The 18,486-nt window shown below is 58.6% G+C and carries 16 protein-coding genes and 1 pseudogene; 9 read left to right on the top strand and 8 right to left on the bottom strand.

The window, feature by feature from the left end; translation table 11 throughout:
• Positions 1-580 precede the first annotated feature (580 nt).
• The 3 genes from ABSE61_RS25400 (at position 581) to ABSE61_RS25390 (ending at position 2,697) form a co-directional block, all read left to right on the top strand.
• Positions 581-754 carry a hypothetical protein gene (locus ABSE61_RS25400; protein ID WP_423873887.1) on the top strand — a complete coding sequence of 58 codons (174 nt, stop codon included), beginning with the start codon at positions 581-583 and terminating at the stop codon, positions 752-754.
• 568 nt (positions 755-1,322) lie between these two features.
• Positions 1,323-2,018, top strand: coding sequence for a Crp/Fnr family transcriptional regulator (locus ABSE61_RS25395; RefSeq protein WP_423873886.1), 696 nt, complete (start codon positions 1,323-1,325; stop codon positions 2,016-2,018).
• 472 nt (positions 2,019-2,490) lie between these two features.
• On the top strand, positions 2,491-2,697 hold the full coding sequence (locus ABSE61_RS25390) for an ABC transporter substrate binding protein (protein ID WP_423873885.1): 207 nt from the start codon (positions 2,491-2,493) through the stop codon (positions 2,695-2,697).
• A 77-nt stretch (positions 2,698-2,774) separates the two neighbouring features.
• On the opposite strand, the pseudogene ABSE61_RS25385 reads toward ABSE61_RS25390, so the two are convergent.
• The 3 genes and pseudogenes from ABSE61_RS25385 to ABSE61_RS25375 all read right to left on the bottom strand — a co-directional run.
• Positions 2,775-2,963, bottom strand: a pseudogene (locus ABSE61_RS25385) (transposase); the annotation flags it as partial.
• A gap of 224 nt (positions 2,964-3,187) precedes the next feature.
• Positions 3,188-3,712 carry a hypothetical protein gene (locus ABSE61_RS25380; protein WP_423873884.1) on the bottom strand — a complete coding sequence of 175 codons (525 nt, stop codon included), beginning with the start codon at positions 3,710-3,712 and terminating at the stop codon, positions 3,188-3,190.
• 2 nt (positions 3,713-3,714) lie between these two features.
• Positions 3,715-5,607 carry a thiamine pyrophosphate-binding protein gene (locus ABSE61_RS25375; RefSeq protein ID WP_423873883.1) on the bottom strand — a complete coding sequence of 631 codons (1,893 nt, stop codon included), beginning with the start codon at positions 5,605-5,607 and terminating at the stop codon, positions 3,715-3,717.
• 342 nt (positions 5,608-5,949) lie between these two features.
• Between ABSE61_RS25375 and ABSE61_RS25370 the strand changes: the two genes are divergently transcribed.
• Both ABSE61_RS25370 and ABSE61_RS25365 read left to right on the top strand, forming a co-directional pair.
• Positions 5,950-7,665, top strand: coding sequence for an FAD-dependent oxidoreductase (locus ABSE61_RS25370; protein ID WP_423873895.1), 1,716 nt, complete (start codon positions 5,950-5,952; stop codon positions 7,663-7,665).
• Positions 7,666-7,759: 94 nt separating this feature from the next.
• On the top strand, positions 7,760-9,013 hold the full coding sequence (locus ABSE61_RS25365) for an MFS transporter (protein WP_423873882.1): 1,254 nt from the start codon (positions 7,760-7,762) through the stop codon (positions 9,011-9,013).
• A gap of 28 nt (positions 9,014-9,041) precedes the next feature.
• On the opposite strand, the gene ABSE61_RS25360 is transcribed toward ABSE61_RS25365, so the two are convergent.
• Positions 9,042-10,037 (bottom strand): amidohydrolase family protein, encoded by a 996-nt coding sequence (locus ABSE61_RS25360; RefSeq protein WP_423873881.1) that lies wholly within the window; start codon positions 10,035-10,037, stop codon positions 9,042-9,044.
• 80 nt (positions 10,038-10,117) lie between these two features.
• On the opposite strand from ABSE61_RS25360, the gene ABSE61_RS25355 reads away from it, so the two are divergent.
• The gene (locus ABSE61_RS25355) at positions 10,118-10,498 is read left to right on the top strand and encodes a hypothetical protein (RefSeq protein ID WP_423873880.1); all 381 of its coding nucleotides are present in this window, start codon (positions 10,118-10,120) and stop codon (positions 10,496-10,498) included.
• Here the strand turns inward: ABSE61_RS25355 and ABSE61_RS25350 are convergent.
• The 3 genes from ABSE61_RS25350 to ABSE61_RS25340 all read right to left on the bottom strand — a co-directional run bounded on the left by ABSE61_RS25350 (position 10,486) and on the right by ABSE61_RS25340 (position 13,505).
• The gene (locus tag ABSE61_RS25350) at positions 10,486-11,058 is read right to left on the bottom strand and encodes a flavin reductase family protein (RefSeq protein WP_423873879.1); all 573 of its coding nucleotides are present in this window, start codon (positions 11,056-11,058) and stop codon (positions 10,486-10,488) included. The two genes, ABSE61_RS25355 and ABSE61_RS25350, sit on opposite strands and share 13 nt — an antisense overlap.
• Positions 11,059-11,091: 33 nt before the next feature.
• On the bottom strand, positions 11,092-12,321 hold the full coding sequence (locus tag ABSE61_RS25345) for an acyl-CoA dehydrogenase family protein (RefSeq protein WP_423873878.1): 1,230 nt from the start codon (positions 12,319-12,321) through the stop codon (positions 11,092-11,094).
• 203 nt (positions 12,322-12,524) lie between these two features.
• Positions 12,525-13,505: an acyl-CoA dehydrogenase family protein gene (locus ABSE61_RS25340; RefSeq protein WP_423873877.1), complete on the bottom strand. Its 981-nt coding sequence runs from the start codon at positions 13,503-13,505 to the stop codon at positions 12,525-12,527.
• Between the two features lie 773 nt (positions 13,506-14,278).
• Between ABSE61_RS25340 and ABSE61_RS25335 the strand changes: the two genes are divergently transcribed.
• Complete coding sequence (locus ABSE61_RS25335) at positions 14,279-15,685, top strand: porin (RefSeq protein WP_423873876.1); 1,407 nt, start codon at positions 14,279-14,281, stop codon at positions 15,683-15,685.
• 124 nt (positions 15,686-15,809) lie between these two features.
• On the opposite strand, the gene ABSE61_RS25330 is transcribed toward ABSE61_RS25335, so the two are convergent.
• Positions 15,810-16,052, bottom strand: a complete 243-nt coding sequence (locus ABSE61_RS25330) for a hypothetical protein (protein WP_423873875.1) — start codon at positions 16,050-16,052, stop codon at positions 15,810-15,812.
• Between the two features lie 327 nt (positions 16,053-16,379).
• Here ABSE61_RS25330 and ABSE61_RS25325 point away from each other — a divergent pair, with 327 nt between their 5' ends.
• Complete coding sequence (locus ABSE61_RS25325; RefSeq protein ID WP_423873874.1) at positions 16,380-17,318, top strand: ABC transporter substrate-binding protein; 939 nt, start codon at positions 16,380-16,382, stop codon at positions 17,316-17,318.
• A gap of 206 nt (positions 17,319-17,524) precedes the next feature.
• The gene (locus ABSE61_RS25320; protein WP_423873873.1) at positions 17,525-18,469 is read left to right on the top strand and encodes an aliphatic sulfonate ABC transporter substrate-binding protein; all 945 of its coding nucleotides are present in this window, start codon (positions 17,525-17,527) and stop codon (positions 18,467-18,469) included.
• The last annotated feature ends 17 nt before the right edge of the window (positions 18,470-18,486 follow it).

The following is an 18,486-nucleotide window of genomic DNA, read 5'->3' as shown; positions in this document are numbered from 1 at the left end:
TGAACCCCTCAATCCTCAAGACGGAGCGACCGCCCGTCACCTGTGATCGTTCAAATAGTTACCGCAGAAGACTTGATCCCACGACCGCGCCGCCAGCCCATCCCGCGTGAGCGGGTTCGTTCCTTGAGGGCAGAACCGACATACCATTCAGGCTGAGCCACTTCTGTTTTTGACCCATTCCCGGACATGGGGGCACGGAGCCGAGAATCGCGCTGGAGCCTCTTGGTCCGGCCCTTTGGTTGACCCTCGATGTCCTAAATCCTCTGCGTGTATAAAATTGCACAGACAACCTCTGCAGGAGATGATAGGCCCGCTGCTATCACCGCCTGTACAAGGCAATAATACGGTGAGAGATAGTGTTGTTCTTCCGCCTTTGATCGGAGGGGTACACGATCCCCAGTCAAAGAAGCTGGTCACATCTATCCGGTAACTCGTCCCCGATGTCGTGGATTGGTGGAATCGGCACCAGCTTCCTGCTTTGGTCGCTTTTGGTCTGGCGGCAAATGCACGGAGCAAGTCGGTGCCGGACTCAGGCCGAGGAATGTCATCGTCCGCTCAGAAAAGGTAAGGGATGATTGGGATGACGCCAGAGAAAGACGCAGCCGCCAAAGCTGATCGAGCGTTGAAGCTGCACGAGCAAGGACTCACGCGCGCTCAATTAGCCGAACGCCTATGCGTGAAGCCGCAGAACATCACTGGCATGCTGCAGCGGGCCAAGCACCGGCGGGATAAGGCTGGCGAGGCGATGGAATGAACAAGGGCGACCTCGCGACCAGATCCAGCCATATTCCAAGGATCGAGTTTGGACCAACAACGTGGCCACTGCATCGGCCTGACGAGGTTCGGCGTCGTCGCACGGTCATCCGGCCCCTTCGCTTCGTCTGCGACGGGCCGGACACGCTTTCACTGAACACTGTAAACTTGCAAATAGCGGTCAAGTTCTTCCCGCAATTCAGCAGCGGCACGGCCTCTTCGAAATATATTCGATTGCGTGTATAAAAACGAACAGACAATCGCGTTGCCGAATGCTGTCGTTATTTCATCACCGCCGAATCACAGGCATTAGTACGGTGACTGAGAGCGTTGCGCTCTCGCCCTTAATCGGAAAGGGCAGTCATGCCCCTCCCTAAGCGGTTCGCTCTACCAACGACGCCATCGTCGCCTTCCCCAATGATCACAGTTGTTGCCGCATCACTGGTAGCATGGTCATTTCTGGTTTGGAGCATCTGGCGGGTCTTCATAGGCCACTGATGTCGGATTGACGAATTGAACCAAGAGCGCGGTGCGGGGCAGCCGCTACGCCCGCCGCTTCGAGGGTTGCCATGCAAAAAGTAGAGCCGACCCTATGGCCTCACAATCGTGATTCCCCCAAGCTGCTCGCCCAAACCGGGGCCGGCAGAACCACTACTGATTACGAGAGTAATCAGAATATTTTTGTGCAAGGTGAAGTCGCGGACTCCGTGTTCTTCATTCAACAAGGTCGAGTGAAGGTGACCGTCACCTCCGACCAAGGCAAGGATGCTGTCGTCGGCATTTTAGTTGAGGGCCAATTTTTCGGCGAAGGCTGTCTTCACGGTCAGCCCCTGCGAACGGCTACAACCAAAGCATTGTGCCCGTGCCGCATTACCTCAATCGCAAAAGTAGCCATGCTCGCCGCAATCAACGATCAACCGCAATTCTCCAAATTGTTCATGGACCATCTTTTGAGCCGGAACAGCCGGATCGAAGCGGATGTAATCGACCAGCTCTTTAATTCAAGTGAGAAGCGGCTCGCTCGCTTGCTGTTGCTTCTTGCAAACTATGGAAAAGAAGGCCACCCGCCCATCGTTTCGGTCACTCTCAATCAAGAGACGCTGGCGGAAATGATCGGCACGACGAGATCGCGTGTTAGTTTTTTCATGAACAAATTCCGCAAACTAGGTTTCATCGATTACAACGGAACAATCCAAGTTTATCAATCGCTACTCGACGCCGTTCTCCACGACAAGCCCGAGCTCAGGGAAGAAGAGTCCGCGTAAGTGACGTCGCCCGCCGACAATGAAATCGTGCGAAACCCTGATCGTTTTCGATGGGTTCCCCTAATTTCAAGAGTTGGTCAAATTTGAACAGCCGCATTCGTCCTGTCAGCCTAGTTTGATTTCGGGGCAATTCGGAGGATTTGGATATGAAACGCAAGGGCGTTGAATTCAGCCTCACCCAGGTCGAACCCGGCTTGTGGAAATGGCAATTCCAAATCGGGAACATCGTTACGACCGGGAAAACGCATTCGAATCTGATGGGTCTGGCAGCTCATAGAGTCCAACAGCGGATTGATTGCGAACTTAACAAACCGCGCGAGCCTTTGCAGTAAACGGACCGCGTTGGTCGAAAGTGCACAGAAGGAAACAGCGTCGGTGCGTGCTAGACCACCGGGACTGTTTCATGAAAGTTGCAGGCGGCTGCAACCTCCGTGGTAAATAAATCATATCTAGTTTCGCAACGCTGTTCGCGTTGATCGCGTATGGCCCCGATTTCACCTACATGTATCGTCGTGTCGGCGCTTACGTCGAGCAAATCCTCGCGGGTGTAAAGCCCGCTGACCTCCCCGTCGAGGAACCAACCAAGTTTCAGCTGGTCATCAATCTCAATACCGCAAAAGCACTCGGTCTCGCGATTCCACCGACATTACTTGCCCTCGCAAACGAGGTGGTCGAATAACCCGCTCATTTCCGCTTCTGGCGCACTTTTCCGAAGTGGTCACTATAACTGGCGATGTCGGTTCGTAGGGTGCCGGCTCAGCGGGTCGACGCAACACAGGCGTTAAATCTCTCTGCTGGAGTTTCAAATTGCAAGGTCTCACGTGGTCGTTCGTTTAGCTGACGAGCCACTTTGTTCAGATGGGCTTGTGAATGCACCGACAAGTCGGTGCCATGAGGAAAGTACTGTCTCAGCAGGCCATTGGTGTTCTCGTTCGATCCACGCTGCCTAAAGATCGCCAAACCAGAACATCTGTGCCTGGCTAGCAAATAGCTAGCAGCAACTTGAGCAATACTTTCCCCGCAATTTGCAATTGTGAAGGCGGCCGGAGTTTCCGTCTACTTCCTCGCTAACCATGTTTCTTTGCCATGGCAGCGACCGAACGATAGTCACTCGCAGATGACGCAAATGGGTTGGTTGATCTCTACCGCGTGCTGACAGTCTGGGCTTGCTACGGCGCCTTTGACGGAGCGGCGCCGTAATTTTTTTGCAGATAGGAGATGATCTGCCCGGCCTGGCCGGCATCGACTGGCGCGCCGATGGCAACCATGCGATGTACGATCGCCTCCCACTGCCCGCCGGGACGCGCGACGGCGACCACACGATCCACGCCGTGGCAGGTCCCGCAGGCGCCGGCGACAAGGTCCGCCCCGGCACCATCGCGCAATTTCACGGGAGCTGGTGTTACGCCGGGGACCGGCACGCCAGGTCCGAAGTTGGTGGCGAGATATTTGACAACGTCTTCTATTTCGTCTGGCCCGATCTGTGCGCCGCGCAAGACCATGTTGTAGACCTGCCGGCGCCAGCCGGCCTCGCCCATGCGCAATTGAGTGATCGGCCCCGCTCTGTGGCACTGGGTGCAGGCGACGGCGATGAGGTCACGGCTCTCTCCCGCCGGGAATGGGTTGCTCTGTTGGGCCTCTGAAGGAAAGCCCAGGAGGAGAACACTTGCGGCCGCCAGAATGAACCTTCGCATGATCAAGCCTTTTTCGTGCGTTTGGCGGCGATCGAATAGGGCGGGTACCATTCCGAGGCTGCGCCGACGCCTGCGCGGTCGACGAGAATATCGAGCAAATAGGGGCGGCCCTCAATGTTGGCGCGCTTGGCCCGGGCGAGGTGCTCCTGGATCCTGGCCGGGTCGCTTACCGTCTCGCCCTCGACGCCATAGGCGACGGCGGATTTGGCAAAATCCACATCGGGACTGCCATTGTAGCACGTCATATCCTTGCCGGAATTGAACTGCTGTGGGCCGGTAAAACTCCAGATGCGGTTGCGCTCATTGTTGTAGCTGCGGTTGTTGACGACAATGTTGGTGATCGGCGCCTTGTAGCGCGCCTGGCTCCATAGCGGTTGCGGGCCGCCGAACATCGCACTGCCGTCTCCCATGGCGGAGACCACCGGGCGATTGGGGCGGGCGAGTTGCGCGCCCGTGGCCGCCGCCTGCGCCCAGCCGAGAATATTGGCGCTGGTGGAGACGAAAGTTTTGTCGGCGCCGCCAAAATTCATCATGGAATCCATGATGCGGCCCGACTCGCAATCCGTCACGAATATGGTCTCCTTGTCGAGGCTGTTTTCGAGTTCGATACCCAGACGCTCCATGGTGATGGACGAGCCATTGTCGAGATCTCTGACGGTCTCGGCGCGCATCTTGGCGGTGCCGGCGATGTAGGCGCGGGTACGGACGGAGCGCGCGTCGGCGATCTGCTTCAGGCGGTCGGCGGTCGCCATGCTTTTGACGGCGGCGATGATGTCGGCAAGACCGAGCTTGATGTGCGCGACGATGGACATGTCGATCGGCCACGAACGCGCAAGTCCCGTCGGGTCGTTTCGCATGGAAATGGTGATTGCGTTTGGCATGCGCTGTTCGCCGAGTTGACTGCCGATGTTGAAGTGGACGTCGACAGGACTGGAGAAGGGCCCGCCAGGGACGAAGCTGCCCACGAATTGCGGGTCTCGGGTCGGATAGGGTTTGGACCAGTTGCCGAGCGAGCCGCCGATGGTGGTGACGGGAATGCCGAGCAGGTTGGCGAGTTCGACCACTTCCGCTTCCGCCTGGCACAGCGTGACTTCGTCGCCTGCAGTGATCAGCGGGTTGCGCGCCTCGATCAGCCGCTTGGCGATGGTTTCGGCATCATCGCGGTCGGGACGGATTTTCATCGCTACATTGAACAATCGGCCGTCGTAAATGTCGGCGGTGGCGGTCGCCCGCAGCAAGTCGTCTGGAAGCGAGAGAAAGACCGGTCCGACCGGCGGGGTGGTGCCGAATTTCAGGGTTCGCCGGGTCACGTCGGCGATGCCGGCCGTGTTCTCGGCCACCCAGAATGATTTGGTGATCGGCGTGACCATCGGCTCCTGGTGGTCGTAGTCCTGCGGCCAGTCGCGCCCGGTGGTTTCAGTGCCGAATGCCGCGACGGTGAGCAGCAAGGGGATGCGATCCTTCCAGCTGTTGACCAGCTGGGTCATGCCGCTGGGCAGGCCGACATTGGCGATCTGGGCCACACCGATCTTGCCGGAGAGCCGGGCATAGCCGTCGGCCATGGCGACAACGGCGCCTTCCTGGACGCCTTTGATGAGCTGGATTTCAGGCATGTCGACCAGCGCGTCATAGATCGGAGCGTCACCGGTCGACGGATTGAAAAAGATGAATTCCGTGCCGGCGGCTTTGAGCTGCTCGATATAGAGCTTGCCGCCGGTGCCGGTAACCTGGCGGATCGCTCCGCCGCCGGCCGGCTGCGCCATCGCGGGACTTGGAGATATCGACTCGACGATTGTTTTGGCAGCGGAAGCGGTCAGTCCGGCAGCGCCGAGGCCGCGCATGAGATCGCGCCGCGAAATGCCATTGTTGAGATATTGCCTGATGAGCTCCTTCATCGTCGTCCTCCCGCAATTCCGATCTGGTGTCGGCTTTTTTTGACGTGACGCTGGCGCGTGCTTCTAACTACGCTCGTTAGGCTAGGCCACCGTGATCTAATATCAAGCCCCTGCCAAGCGCCCAGGCGCTTGAACGGTGATTTTTGGCGCGCCGTCTCGGCCCCCAAAATTTTGCTCCCAGCAAGAATGTTGCAGCAACCTTCGCAGGTGCGAACCGGATTGCCGCTGGCCGGCGAGCATGATGCCGGCGCAGGGGATTGCGGAAGCGATGGTCGCCAACTAGTCTGTTTGAAATTCAATAAAAGATTTTCTTGGGGAGTACTGAGACGAGTGAGTGGCAGCATGCGCCAGGAAACGACGCAGGTTTTGGTCGTCGGCGGCGGACCCTGCGGCCTGATGCTGGCAAATGAACTCGGAAGACGTGGCATCAACGCGATTCTGATCGATCAGAAGGTTTCGACGGCGTTTAGCCCGCAGGCCAACGCCACGCAGGCGCGATCCATGGAGCATTTCCGGCGGCTGGGTTTTGCCGACGAAATCCGCGCCATGGGTATGCCGGAGGACTATCCTACCGACATTGCCTATTTTACGCGTTTTACCGCGCATGAATTGGGACGGGTCAGCCTGCCGTCCGCGCACGATGCGCAAAAACTGGTCAAGACGATGGGCGGTTCCTGGAGTGCCGCAGAACTGCCGCACCGGGTGGGCCAGAAATTCGTCGAAGCGGTGCTTTACCGGCATGCCAAGGTCTGTCCTTCGATCGAGCTGGCCTTTTCCTCGCGCGTGGTCGCTGTCGAACAGACGGCGGATGGCGTGATGGCGGAGATAGAGCCGGTTGACGGCGGGCCCAAGCGGCAGATTCATGCGCAATATCTAATCGGCGCCGATGGGCCGCGCAGTCTGGTGCGCCGTCACCTCGGTATCGAATATTCCGGCAATAGTGATGTCAGTCGCGACTTCATGGGCGGGCGCATGCTGGCGCTCTATCTGAGGTCGCCTATGTTTTACGAGGTCTGCCCGCATGCCAGTTCGTGGATGTATTGCAGCTTTAACGCCGAGCGGCGCGCCTTGCTGATAGCGGTCGATGGTAAAGGCGAGTTCGTCTTCCATACACAGCTGCGCCCCGACGAAGATCCAAACTCGGTGGATGATACCAAGGCCCTGGACATGTTCCGGCAGGCGGTTGGCGCGACCATACCGGTTGAGATCCTGTCGCGCGATTTCTGGATCGCGGGGCGTGCACTGGTGGCCAACAGATTCGGTTCCGGCCGTATGTTCCTCGGCGGCGACGCGGTCCATCTGTTCACGCCGACCGGCGGCATGGGTTACAACACGGCGATCGAAGATGCTGTCAATCTTGGCTGGAAACTTTCCGCCGTCCTGAAACGGCAGGCGCCAGAAGCGCTGCTGGACAGCTACGAGGCCGAACGCCGGCCCGTTGCACTTCGCAATACCGGGTTTGCCCAGGCCTTTGCCGATTCCATCGGTCTGTACCGGCCTTCGCCCGCGCTTGAGGCCAAGGGAAGGGCTGGCGAAACATCGCGCCGGCGCGCCGGCGAATATCTCGCCAACCATGCTCGAGCCGAATTCAATATTCCGGGTTTTACGTTCGGCGCGCGATATGACGGCTCATCCATTATTGCCAGCGATCCGGCGCCGTCGCCGCCCGATACACCCACCGCCTATGTGCCATCAGGCAAACCCGGTGGCCGTGCGCCGCATGTCTGGCTGCCGACTGGCGGCTCGCTGTTCGATCGCTTTGGTTTCGAATGGACGTTGCTTTGCCTTGGCGACGATCAGCGTCAGGCCAGTGCATTTTTGGCCGCGGCTGCGGAGATCGGATTGGATCTCAAGGTGGTCACCGTTGATGACGAGGAAGCGCGCGACCTCTACGAAAGCGATCTCGCGCTGATCCGTCCCGATCAGATCGTGGCCTGGCGGCACGTCGCGGGTTCCATCGTTGATCCGGCCAAGGTCATCGCGCACGCCCTCGGCGGCACGATGAATGGCAGGGCATACGACAAGACGACCAACGAGAAGGCCGCACTCCCTGGATGAGCGCGAGGTAGTGCGGCCAAAAATTCAATAATCGCCGCCCGTGCGGTGGTCGACGAGCCTCAGCCGTGAAGAGCGAGGCCTTGGGGGAGAAAAAATGGACAGCAAGCGATGGTCAATCGTCGCGGCCTCGTCGTTGGCGCTCGTTGCGAGCCAGGGGCCCATCAATGTTTTCGCAACTGGCGCATTTATCAAGCCAATCTCTCAGGAGCTTGGCTTCGGTCGCGGCGATATCGCCACCGCAATCGGCATATCCAGCGTCATGACGGCGGTCGCATCGCCGTTTTTTGGCCGCATGATCGATCGCTTTGGCGTACGGAGCCCACTCGCCATATCCATCGTCCTCTTCGCCCTTGCGACGGCGGCATTGTCGCTGCTGCCGGGCTCGGTGTTCGGGCTCTACGCGATGTTCGCGTTGACGGGTCTGGTGGCGATCGGTCAAACGCCGGGTTCTTATTCGAAGGTCGTTGCGGCCTGGTTCGACCGTCAGCGTGGTTTCGCTCTCGGCATCGTGCTGGCCGGGGTTGGAATGGGGACAGTCGTCATACCGATGATCTGCAACGCCCTGATCGGGACTTTCGGCTGGCGCGAAGCCTATCTCGGTCTGGCCGGTGTGATCATTCTGTTGGCCTTCCTGCCTGTGTTGGCTTTTGTCAGAGAGCCGACCAGAGCTGATGCTGGAACTCCCCTCGGCGATCTACCGCCAGGCGCTGTGCTTCCCGGTGTTTCTATGAAGGTGGCCGCGCGCGACCGGCGCTTTTGGTACATGCTGATTTCCTTCTTCCTTGCGGTGGTAGCAATCAATGGCAGTCTGGTGCATGTCGTTCCGATGCTGACAGACCGCGGAACGTCGTTGTCAGACGCCGTCAAGATCATCTCCTCGTCCGGTATCGCGCTCATTGTCGGCCGGCTGCTCGCGGGATGGATTATCGACCGGATATTCGCGCCTTACGTCGCGGTCTTTTTCCTCCTCTCGCCGTTGGTGGGGCTTCTCATTCTGGCACTCCAGCCGGATGCCGTGTCACCTCTTGTCGGCGTTTTGCTGCTCGGCCTCGGCATCGGCGGCGAAACTGACCTGCTGTCGTATATGGTTTCCCGTTATTTCGGATTGGCCAAATTCGGCACGATTTACGGCTGGATCTTCATCGCGGCATTGGCCGGCAATGCCGTGGGATCATCGATCCTTGGGTGGGCATTTCAGTTAACCCACAGCTATTCGGCCACGCTGGTCGCCTATAGCGTGTTGTTGGCCGTCGCCACCGGCTTTACCTTGCTTCTGGGCCCTTATCGCTATCCACCCGCCGGTCGTCGCGACGTGTCCAATGAGCTTGAACTGCGAACGATCGGTTGAACATACTCACGATTATCCGTACTCCACTCTAATCGAACCGCATCTTCATCAATCGCTCGGCGTTGCCGACCATGATCTTGCGCCGAACCGCGGGATCGAGATCGAGTTCATCGAGCGCCTGGATATGCGCCGGGATCGGCGCCAAGGGTGCATCGGTTGCAAATACGACCCGGTCTGCGCCGAAGAACTCAAGGCCACACGGCAAGCCGTAACGGCCTCCAAACATTGCGGTGTCGGCGTAGAACTCCTTGAAATACTCCAAATGCGGTCGCTTCAGCGAAGATAAAACTTTGGTGTGGTCCTCCTCGATCGTGCGGGCGCCCAGCACCTCCATGCCCGCGCCGATGCGACCGTCGAAGAACGGAATCATGCCGCCGCCGAGGTGGTGCGTGATGATCTTGAGCTTGGGATGGCGATCGTACAGGCCGTCGAACACGAGGCGTGCCATCGCCACCGTGGTTTCATAAGGCCAGCCGAAGCACCACCACATCTCGAAGCGGGATCGCGGCTCGGAGGCATAGTCAGGCATGCTCGACGTGCGCGCCGGATGCAGCCATATCGGCAAATCGTGGTCGGCCATCGCAGTAAAAAACGGGCGGAAGCGCGGCTCGTCCAGCGGATGGCCGGCAATGTTGGTGAAGGTCTGGACTCCGCGCGCGCCCATCTTGACGGCGCGGTCGACCTCGGCGATGGCGGCGTCGACATCGTGCATCGAGACCGCGGCCGCAAATCCCGGGAAGCGGTCAGGGTGCTTGGTGCAAAGCTCCGCCATGGCGTCATTCGCGACAATGGCCAGGTTGTTCGCCACCTCGCCTTCGGCGATGTCCTCGATCGGTGGATTGGGGAGAGAGATGATCTGCCGGTAGTCGCCGATCTCGTCCATGTCCCGAAAACGCAGATCGAGATCGAACAGCTTTTGCACGGTCCGCAGTCGCTTACCGATGCTGCCAAGTTTGGGGGAGCCGCGCTCCAACTCTTGGAAGAAGCGATGCGGCAAGATGTGGGTGTAAACGTCGACGATCACGGCCGGCCTCTCGTGCTCTTGCTGCTTTTAGATGGCTCAGGGTGGCTGCTTCAGATTAGCTGAACGTCGAGGAACAGGAAATGCTCAACAAAGCCACGAAGCGGCCGTCACAGCCGGACGCGTCGTGGCGTAAGAGCTGGCATCCCTCGCGTCTTGGGCCAACGCGTCTTGGGCCAAAGCGTTTTGGGGCCAAGTCAGCTTTTTTGACCCCAAGCAGACCTCTCGGCGAAGCGGTTATGGATTCTGGCTTCAGCGGGAAAAGCGGCCGTTTAAACCGCCGCCGCGACGACGGCCTGTCAGGCCAGCGGCTGGTCGAAACTTCGATCGCAATACCGATGGACATCGATGGCGGTGTTGAATACGCCGATCTTGTGAAACACGTCGGCGATATCCTGTGGCTCGCGATGGCACCGTCAGTGGTCGCTACCAGCCTGTGGTCCTGGCTTTCTCATCGCACGTGAGCGAGCGGAATGCTCACATCGGCGAGCAGGTCAAGATCGCTGTCGCGATCGATCTCGATGTAGCCACTGTTCCAATATACGAGGCTCGACGGTCGCGACGACAGATCGAAGTCGAGCAGGCTCCCGATAATGATCGCGTGCGAATGCCGTTCGATAATTTCCTCGACACGGCATTCAAGGGTGGCAAGGGATTCGCCGAGTATCGGGACGCCCGACGAGCCGGCGGACCAGTCGATGCCGTCGAAGCGTTGACGGCCCTTCAGTTTGCCATTGCTGAATCGTCTCGCGAGATCGAGTTGATCCGCGCCGAGAATGTTGACCCCGAACAAACCGTGGCGTTCGATCAATGCGAAGGAAGATGCCTGTCGATTGACGCTGACCAGGAGACGTGGCGGATCAACGCTCAGGGAGGTCACCGAAGTGACCGTCATCCCAGTAATGTCCTCACCGCGACCAGCAGTAATAATGCTGACGCCGCCGGCAAGACGGCGCATGATCAACCGAAACTGCAGTTCGACTTCATCGTTTTCTCTCGCGAGATGAATGTCAGATCTGGCCATTTGTTTCTTTCTTCGCCACGGGCGACGCTTTCATCAAAAGAAGCCCTTGGCCGGAAGCGGCGTGCCGTTGATCTCGTGTTGTCCGATCGACCGGGCCTTGAAGGTCGTCGGATTGTGCGAGGACAGCGTCCGTGCGTTGTGCCAGTGGCGGTCGAAATTGGTCGCTTTCTTGGTTGCCGAAGCGCTCCCGACGTCGAACAACAGGCTGCCGCCGCGGATCGAAAAATCATCGGTCACGATCTTGGCCTTGGCCGACAGCAGGGCCGCGTGATGGGCGAGTTCAGTTGCGTTGGCCGCGCCGGTGTCTATTGCGTCGGTCGCAAGGTCGAGAGCTTCCGCTGCCGCGAGCACGACGGCTTCGGCGGCGAAGGCGCCGCTGGCGATTTGGCCCACGGTCTGCTGCAGCACCGGATCGTCTGTCGGTATTTCGCTCGGCGCGTAATAAAAGGTTCGCTTCCTGGAGCGAACCAGCGCCGCGGCGTCGCGCACGGTCGCGCGCGCGATGCCAGCCACGACTGCGGTCAAAAAGAGCTGCGCAAATGTATTGGAGTAGGGGGCTCCATAGCCGGAGTCGGGCGCGTCGAATACGACCTCTTGCCGTTTCAGCCGGACATTACGGAAATGGGTTGTGCCGGTTGCGGTCAGCCGTTGCCCTAAGCCATCCCAATCGTCCACCAGTTCGATACCGTCTCGCCCCACCGGGATGATGGCCGCGCCAAGCTTGCCGGTTGCGTCAGCCGCACGCACGAAAACGTAGTCGGAATATAGCGTGCCCGTGCTGTAATATTTGGTTCCGTTCAACAGATAGTCGTCGCCATCCGGCGCGATTATCGTGTTCGGCGTGACGTTGCCGACCTGCGGGCTATCGAGTTCTGTCGTTGCAAGCCCGATGATGGCGCCGTCGGCGACGGCGCGTTGCCATTGCCGGCCCTGATCGCTCCGAGGCCGGCGAACGAGTAATTCGACCACACTAAAGTGGTTTCGGAGGATGTGAGCGACATTGGCGTCCGCTTCACCGAGGCGAATGACGATCTCGAATAATTCTCGGATGGAACAGCCGCGGCCGCCGGCGGAAGCGGGCAGCCGCAACGCGCCAAGCCTAGCTTTTCGTATGCGGTCGATTACGCCAAAGGGCAGAATGCGTTCTTTTTCGCGCTCGCTCTCGCCTTCGGCGATCTCAGCGAACAGCTGTTCGAGTTCGGAGGAATGGAGATCGATCCTCGGGAAGGGTACGAAGCTCGTCGTAGAGGCAGGCTTGTTCATTATCGAAGCCGTGAGTTGGGGCGCGTGACCGGTATCGTGCGAGCGCACTCCCTTGTTTGCCAAACTGTCCCACGGTTTGGTGCGGACAGAAATAGAGCAGTATTTCAATTGTTATCCGTTCCGGAGTTTTCCGATTTCGATATCAGTCACTCGGCGACAAAGATTGTCTTTTGATGCGCGGCCGACCAGAAGGTAACGCGCGCCTAGGTATAAAGCGGATCCGGCGTGATACGGCGGTTCAGTGCGAAATTACCGACTTCTCGCGCCTTATAAGCGATAGGGTCGTGCAAAGTGTGGGTTCGAACGTTGCGCCAGAAACGGTCGAAGCCGTAGCGATTCGACGTCGATCGTGCGCCCATCAGGTCGAAGATGCGCGAGGCGACGTCGAGAGCAACCTTCGAGCTATTGACCTTGGCGGCGTAAACCGTTGCGGCCGCTGACGTCCGTTGCTCCTGGCCGAGCGATGCGCCGCTCTCGATCGCAGCTTCAATCTCGACAGCGGCGGCTTCTGCCAACGCGGCGCTGGCACGAAGATCGGAAAGCAAGGAACCATAGAGCTCCAGGATATAGGGATCTTCGCTGGCTTGTGTGACGCCGGAGGTCTGCCAAGGCTTTGCCTGCGCCTGGATATAGCGCTTTGCTTCCTCCAACGCGCCTTCGGCGGTGCCGAGATAGAAATTCACGAACAGCAATTGATGAATGGGCACCACAAGGCTGGTCAAGGCCGGCAACGGATCACTCGGCTTGGGCGGAAACGGACCCAGAATATCGTCGCGCTCGACCCTCACATTGCTGAATTCGATGCTGCCGCTTTCCGTCAGTCGCTGACCGAACGCGTCCCAGTCATTGCCATGCGTGATTCCTTCCGACGTGCCGGGAAGAGCAATGAGGACGATATTGTCACCGAAGGCCGCCCTCAAGGTGATGCGGTCGGCGAGCGAAGCGTTCGAGGCGAAAGTCTTTCTTCCGTTGAGGCGGAAGCCACTGGCATCGGCGGTGAGCACCGCCTGCGCGTCGCGTGGGTTCGAGGCGCCGCCCCAGAACCATTTTTGATCGACGGAATGCCGAACGAGCCTTCGCCGCTGCTCGTCCGTCGCGCGCCAGAATGCGCTGTGCGACAGAAGGTAGTGATAGCTCAGGATTTGAGCAATCGACGTATCGGCCCGCGCAAGGCTACGGACCATGCGAAATTTTGTATTTCAGGGGTATTGGAGACAAATCTTCGGTGAATCGTTCGGGCAAAGGAAAGCTCTGCTTCATCGGGTACGAGCGCCAAGCGAGCGACGCGAGGCGATATTGCGATCAGAGATGAAATTGGGCGATTCACGTAGACTCGTGAAGGCTGAATTCTATTCCTTGGCTGTCCAGACCGGCTGACGAAAGCCGACCCGAGCGTTTTTCCCGTGATCGAATTAGAGAGAGCAGTCGCTATTGAAAACGTTATTCGCGTTTTATTTGTTCTGGAGCAATGAACGCACCTCGCCGACATCGAGTATTGAAAAATAAAGTTCGTGGTTGCGGATTTTCGCTGAAGGCAATGGTGGAATTTTTTTAAGTTAGCGCGTGGTCGTGCTTTGTGAGCGGAGAACTCTTCCATCGTCTTGCCTGCGTTGAGTGGATGCAATCGATCGACGATGCGCAAACTTCGAAAATCCATTTCATTTACATTCTTTTGATCGCTCCACATCATTGCCGCGTCGATTGAGACGGTGAAGCGCATCGTCTTGGCGACGAAGCGGTGTGCGGCTCGTTGCCGCGCCGGTGTTGGGGGTTTTACGTGAAGAAGATTTTCATCTCTGCGGCGGCCGTGCTGGCCTTCGCCACAACGGCTCACGCCGATGAACTATCGGATGTCCAGGCGCAAGCCAAGCAGCTGACGAAGCGTCTCGCCGATCTCGAAAAACGGCAGAAGGCGCTCGAAGCCGAGAGGCCGGTGCTCATCAATCCAGTAGATGCGATGGCAGCCGATCTGCCTTACAAGGCAGCGGTCAAGCCCAAGTCGTCCGAGAACGACGATATCTGCGTCAAGGGCATCTGCGTTTATGGCAACTTCGATATGGGTTTGCAGTATGAGCAGCACGGCGCGCCGTTTTCTCCCTTGGCGACTAACCCGAATCAGGACGGGCTTATCCAAAAGAATGGACTTGGCTCCTATTTCGGCGTCGCCGCCAACCAGATCAGCTCATCGTACATCGGCCTGCGCGGCAGTCAGGAGATCGCCGACAACCTGTATGCGGTCTTCAATTTGCAGACCCTCTTCAATCCGGCGGCTGGTACGAACGCCAATGGCCAAGGGTCGGTCGCGCAGAACAGTGGTACGACCACGAATCTTTCACTGCAAAACAGCTATTCGGATTCTTCGAAGTCGGGCCAGTTGTTCAACAACGCAGCCTATTTCGGCATCAGCTCGCCGACCTACGGCACCTTTACGGTGGGCCGTCAGAGCGCGCTGACTTCAGATCTTGCGGTCAACTTTGACCCGATCTCCGGTTCGAACGCTTGGTCCTTGCTCGCGGGTCAGGGCACGAACGGTGGCGGGGGCGATACCGAGAACCGTATCTACGACAATTCGTACGAATATCGGGTAAACATCGGCCCGGTGCGTTTGGCGGGTATCGCCCAACTTCGCAACGGCGGCAACAGCGGCACCGGCAACGCATTTGAAGGTGATATCGGTTTCGACTATCAGGGATTGTCCGCGGATTTTGTCGGCGGCAAGATCTATGACGCGGTTTCCGCCGCGCCCTTAAGTGCCACACAAGTCCAACAGGCCGCCGCCCTCGGGCTCGCCGTTGGCAACGGCCAAATCGCCGCTACGATTTCCGACAACACGGTCTTCGCAGCGGCTGTGAGGTACACGATCGGACCTTGGAAGTTGTTCGGTGGCTATGAATGGATTCAATTTGCGAACCCGAACAACCCGCTGAACGCCGGCGCCTTCGATTCGGGCGGTTTCATTATCACGGCTCCGAATAACACCAACTTCCCGAGCAACAAGATCCTTCAGACCGTCTGGGTCGGCGCGCGGTATTCGATAACACCAAATATCGACATCGCGGGTGCCTATTACCACGAGTGGCAGAATACCTTCGCGACCAGTGCCGCGACTCTCGCCCAGTGCGCGGTTGACGGGGTCTCGAATTCTTCGTGCGCCGGCACCGAAGATGCAATCTCTTTGGTCGCTGACTGGCGTTTTGCCAAACATGTCGATGTCTACGCCGGCGTGATGTGGACGCAGGTCAGGAACGGTCTCGCCAATGGCTTCCTTGCAGCTGCCACGAATAACGCAGGTGTGACCAACCCGACCGGCCCCAACAAGGCTTCGACCTTCGATCCGGGTATTGGCCTCCGCTATCAGTTCTGATCTCGGATCGGGGTCGGCATATCGTGGGTCCGCGTCCCCCAAAGCGTGGATCCGCGATATGTTCGGCTTGATGTGACAAAGGTAGTCCGGCGCAAGACGGCCTCACACTCAGGACTCACCGTGCTTAATGTCGTGTGGCACATTTGAAGTCGTTGCGAGCGTCCCATCCGCCCTGCTGCCGCCAGGAATTCCAGTCCCAATAATCGGTTTCCTTGTTATAGGGATTGCCTCGGGGGTGATTGACGCAAACATCGCGCTGGGCGGAGACTCTGACGGCCGGACTATCCTTTTGTTGCGCGAAGGCCGGCACTGTCAGCGCGGCACAAGCGGCGAAGGCGGCAACGCGAAAAAACGAGAGTTTGGTCATGGTTTTTTCCTCTTAATTGTCGTTCAGACCAATGCCGAAGCCGTGATCTGAAAAATGGACAGCCTTTTTAGGCGCGACCAGGAAAAGCCCCAGGCGCGGTGATCGTGCTCAAACGATCGACAAAACAAAGACTCAGCCCGTCGTCGCCTTATTCCCGATCTGACCGCGATGGATCGCAACGAGTGGCCGATGCAACGACTTTAAATCGGCTCGTCCAGGACCCAACTAAAGAAACATTTATTAATGTCTCGAGCGTCCTTAACGCGCGTTTTCCCCGTGCGATTCGTAGCGGCGTTAATAAACCGGCCCGGCAGGGCAGGAGGTAGAATGATCCGTTTTGCGTTTGTCGCGGTTTTACTGCTGGTCACGACAGCGGCCTCTGCCGCGGAAACCATTCTCCGCGTCGGAGATCAGAAGGGAAATGCGCAAGCCGTGATGGAAGCGGCGGGCGTTCTGAAGGACGTTCCTTACAAGATAGAATGGAAGGAGTTCGCCGCCGCTGCTCCGTTGCTTGAAGCGCTTGGCGCGGCCGCCATCGATGTCGGTCTGGTCGGTGATGCTCCGTTCACTTTTGCTGCCGCAGCCAACGTGCCTGCGAAGGCGATCGCGGCGATCCGTCAATCGCGGGACGGGCTGGCGATCCTCGTTCCCGAAAATTCGTCGATCAAAAGCCTTGATGACCTGCGCGGCAAAAAGATCGCGACCGGCCGCGGCTCAGTGGGTCATCAGCTTGTTCTCGCAGCACTCGCGGCGAAAGGATGGAACGCCGGCGATGTTCAACTCGTATTCCTGGCGCCTTCAGACGCCAAGATTGCCTATAGCCAAGGCTCGGTCGACGCCTGGTCAACTTGGGAGCCTTACGTCAGTCAGGAGGAGGTGCTGTTCAAGGCGCGTCGCGTCATTTCCGGCGAGGGATTGACGCCGGGCCTTTCCTTTGTGGTCGCGACGCCGGAAGCCATCCGCGACAAGCGCGCGGCATTGGAGGACTTCGTCAGGCGTCTCACCGCCGCGAGAGCCTGGTCGCAGGACCATGTCGAGGGTTATGCGGAAACCTGGGGCAAGCTGATGAATATTCCAGCCGCCGTTGCCGTGAACTGGCTCCAGCGCGCGCGGATCAGGATCGCGCCGATTGATAACGCCGTCGTGAGCGATGAGCAGAAGACCATCGACCTCTATTTTCACTCCGGCCTGATCAAGCGGAAGCTTGATGCATCCGACGTGGTGGACCGGTCATTCTCGGACGCGGCGAAAGGCTCGGACTTATAGCCTTTGACGGGCTTGTTGCCCCGGAAGGCAGCAGCAAAAAAATTACTGCCTGGCGTTTGTTTTTAGAACGAAACGCGCGTCATTGCGGCCAATAGCGAAGCGCACATCGCTATTTTTCCACGACACTCGACAGGACCAGTTTATCGCCCCATCGTTGTCGCGGTGCATCCGGTGCGAAGCGGCCCGGCAAATCGCCGCGAGCTTTCATGAGACGTCGGGAACTTCTTAAGCTGTCGATCGGGTTAGCCGCGTTTTCGCCGTCGCGTTCGTCGGCGATTGGCGGCGTTCGGGAAATCCGCATCGGCTATCAGAAAAACGGCGTGCTTTTGATCGCGCGACAGCGGGCGATGTTGGAAAACCATTTTCGGCCGCAAGGCACCGATGTGAACTGGTTGGAGTTTTCGTCAGGACCCCCGATGATGGAGGCGATGAACGCCGGAAGCGTCGACTACGGTGCGGTCGGCGATTCCCCGCCCATATTCGCGCAAGCCGCGGGTGCGGCGATTGTTTACGCCGCCGGTCAGCCAGCCACCAACGGCCTGGGCGTATTGGTAGCCCGGAATTCCGCGATCCACTCGATCGGCGATCTCAAAGGCAAGCGCATCGGTTTCGCGAAGGGCTCTAGCGCGCATAATTTGGTGGTGCAAACGCTGCTTGCCGCAGGTCTCGCCCATGGTGATGTGACGCAGGTTTATCTCGCCCCGCCGGATGCCGGACCGGCTTTCGCCAATGGCGGGATCGATGCGTGGGCGATTTGGGATCCATATCTGGCGATCGGCGAGGTCAAACAGGGTGGGCGAATCCTCGTCAATGCCCGTGAGATAACCAAAGCGAATTCTTTCTACATCGCTAATCGCGATTTCGCCAAAGGCCACAGTGCGATCTTGCAACAAATTATCGACGCGACCACGGCGGCTGCCGTTTGGGCGGGGACGCATCGGAGCGACGTCGCGAAATCCTTGAGCGATGTGACGGGAATTGCGCTCGACATAGAGACTATTGCCGCCGATCGGTCCGAGTTTCGGATCGGATCCATGTCCGACGACATCGTCGCCATCCAGCAGGGTGTCGCCGATCGGTTCTTCAGACTTGGCCTGATCCCGAAGCAGATTGCGGTCAAAGACGTCGTTTGGCGCAACCGAGAAACGTGAGCCGTGTCTGGCGTAGA

This window comes from Bradyrhizobium sp., assembly GCF_049519115.1.
Classification (GTDB): Bacteria; Pseudomonadota; Alphaproteobacteria; order Rhizobiales; family Xanthobacteraceae; genus Bradyrhizobium.
This window is presented reverse-complemented; position numbering and strand designations above follow the sequence as displayed.

Excerpts from the sequence above, each read along its gene's own strand:
- ABSE61_RS25400 (WP_423873887.1), top strand. The coding sequence starts at position 581 with ATGACGCCAGAGAAAGACGCAGCCGCCAAAGCTGATCGAGCGTTGAAG.
- ABSE61_RS25395 (WP_423873886.1), top strand. The coding sequence starts at position 1,323 with ATGCAAAAAGTAGAGCCGACCCTATGGCCTCACAATCGTGATTCCCCC.
- ABSE61_RS25380 (WP_423873884.1), bottom strand. The coding sequence starts at position 3,712 with ATGCGAAGGTTCATTCTGGCGGCCGCAAGTGTTCTCCTCCTGGGCTTT.
- ABSE61_RS25375 (WP_423873883.1), bottom strand. The coding sequence starts at position 5,607 with ATGAAGGAGCTCATCAGGCAATATCTCAACAATGGCATTTCGCGGCGC.
- ABSE61_RS25370 (WP_423873895.1), top strand. The coding sequence starts at position 5,950 with ATGCGCCAGGAAACGACGCAGGTTTTGGTCGTCGGCGGCGGACCCTGC.
- ABSE61_RS25365 (WP_423873882.1), top strand. The coding sequence starts at position 7,760 with ATGGACAGCAAGCGATGGTCAATCGTCGCGGCCTCGTCGTTGGCGCTC.
- ABSE61_RS25355 (WP_423873880.1), top strand. The coding sequence starts at position 10,118 with ATGCTCAACAAAGCCACGAAGCGGCCGTCACAGCCGGACGCGTCGTGG.
- ABSE61_RS25350 (WP_423873879.1), bottom strand. The coding sequence starts at position 11,058 with ATGGCCAGATCTGACATTCATCTCGCGAGAGAAAACGATGAAGTCGAA.
- ABSE61_RS25345 (WP_423873878.1), bottom strand. The coding sequence starts at position 12,321 with ATGAACAAGCCTGCCTCTACGACGAGCTTCGTACCCTTCCCGAGGATC.
- ABSE61_RS25340 (WP_423873877.1), bottom strand. The coding sequence starts at position 13,505 with ATGGTCCGTAGCCTTGCGCGGGCCGATACGTCGATTGCTCAAATCCTG.
- ABSE61_RS25335 (WP_423873876.1), top strand. The coding sequence starts at position 14,279 with ATGGCAGCCGATCTGCCTTACAAGGCAGCGGTCAAGCCCAAGTCGTCC.
- ABSE61_RS25330 (WP_423873875.1), bottom strand. The coding sequence starts at position 16,052 with ATGACCAAACTCTCGTTTTTTCGCGTTGCCGCCTTCGCCGCTTGTGCC.
- ABSE61_RS25325 (WP_423873874.1), top strand. The coding sequence starts at position 16,380 with ATGATCCGTTTTGCGTTTGTCGCGGTTTTACTGCTGGTCACGACAGCG.
- ABSE61_RS25320 (WP_423873873.1), top strand. The coding sequence starts at position 17,525 with ATGAGACGTCGGGAACTTCTTAAGCTGTCGATCGGGTTAGCCGCGTTT.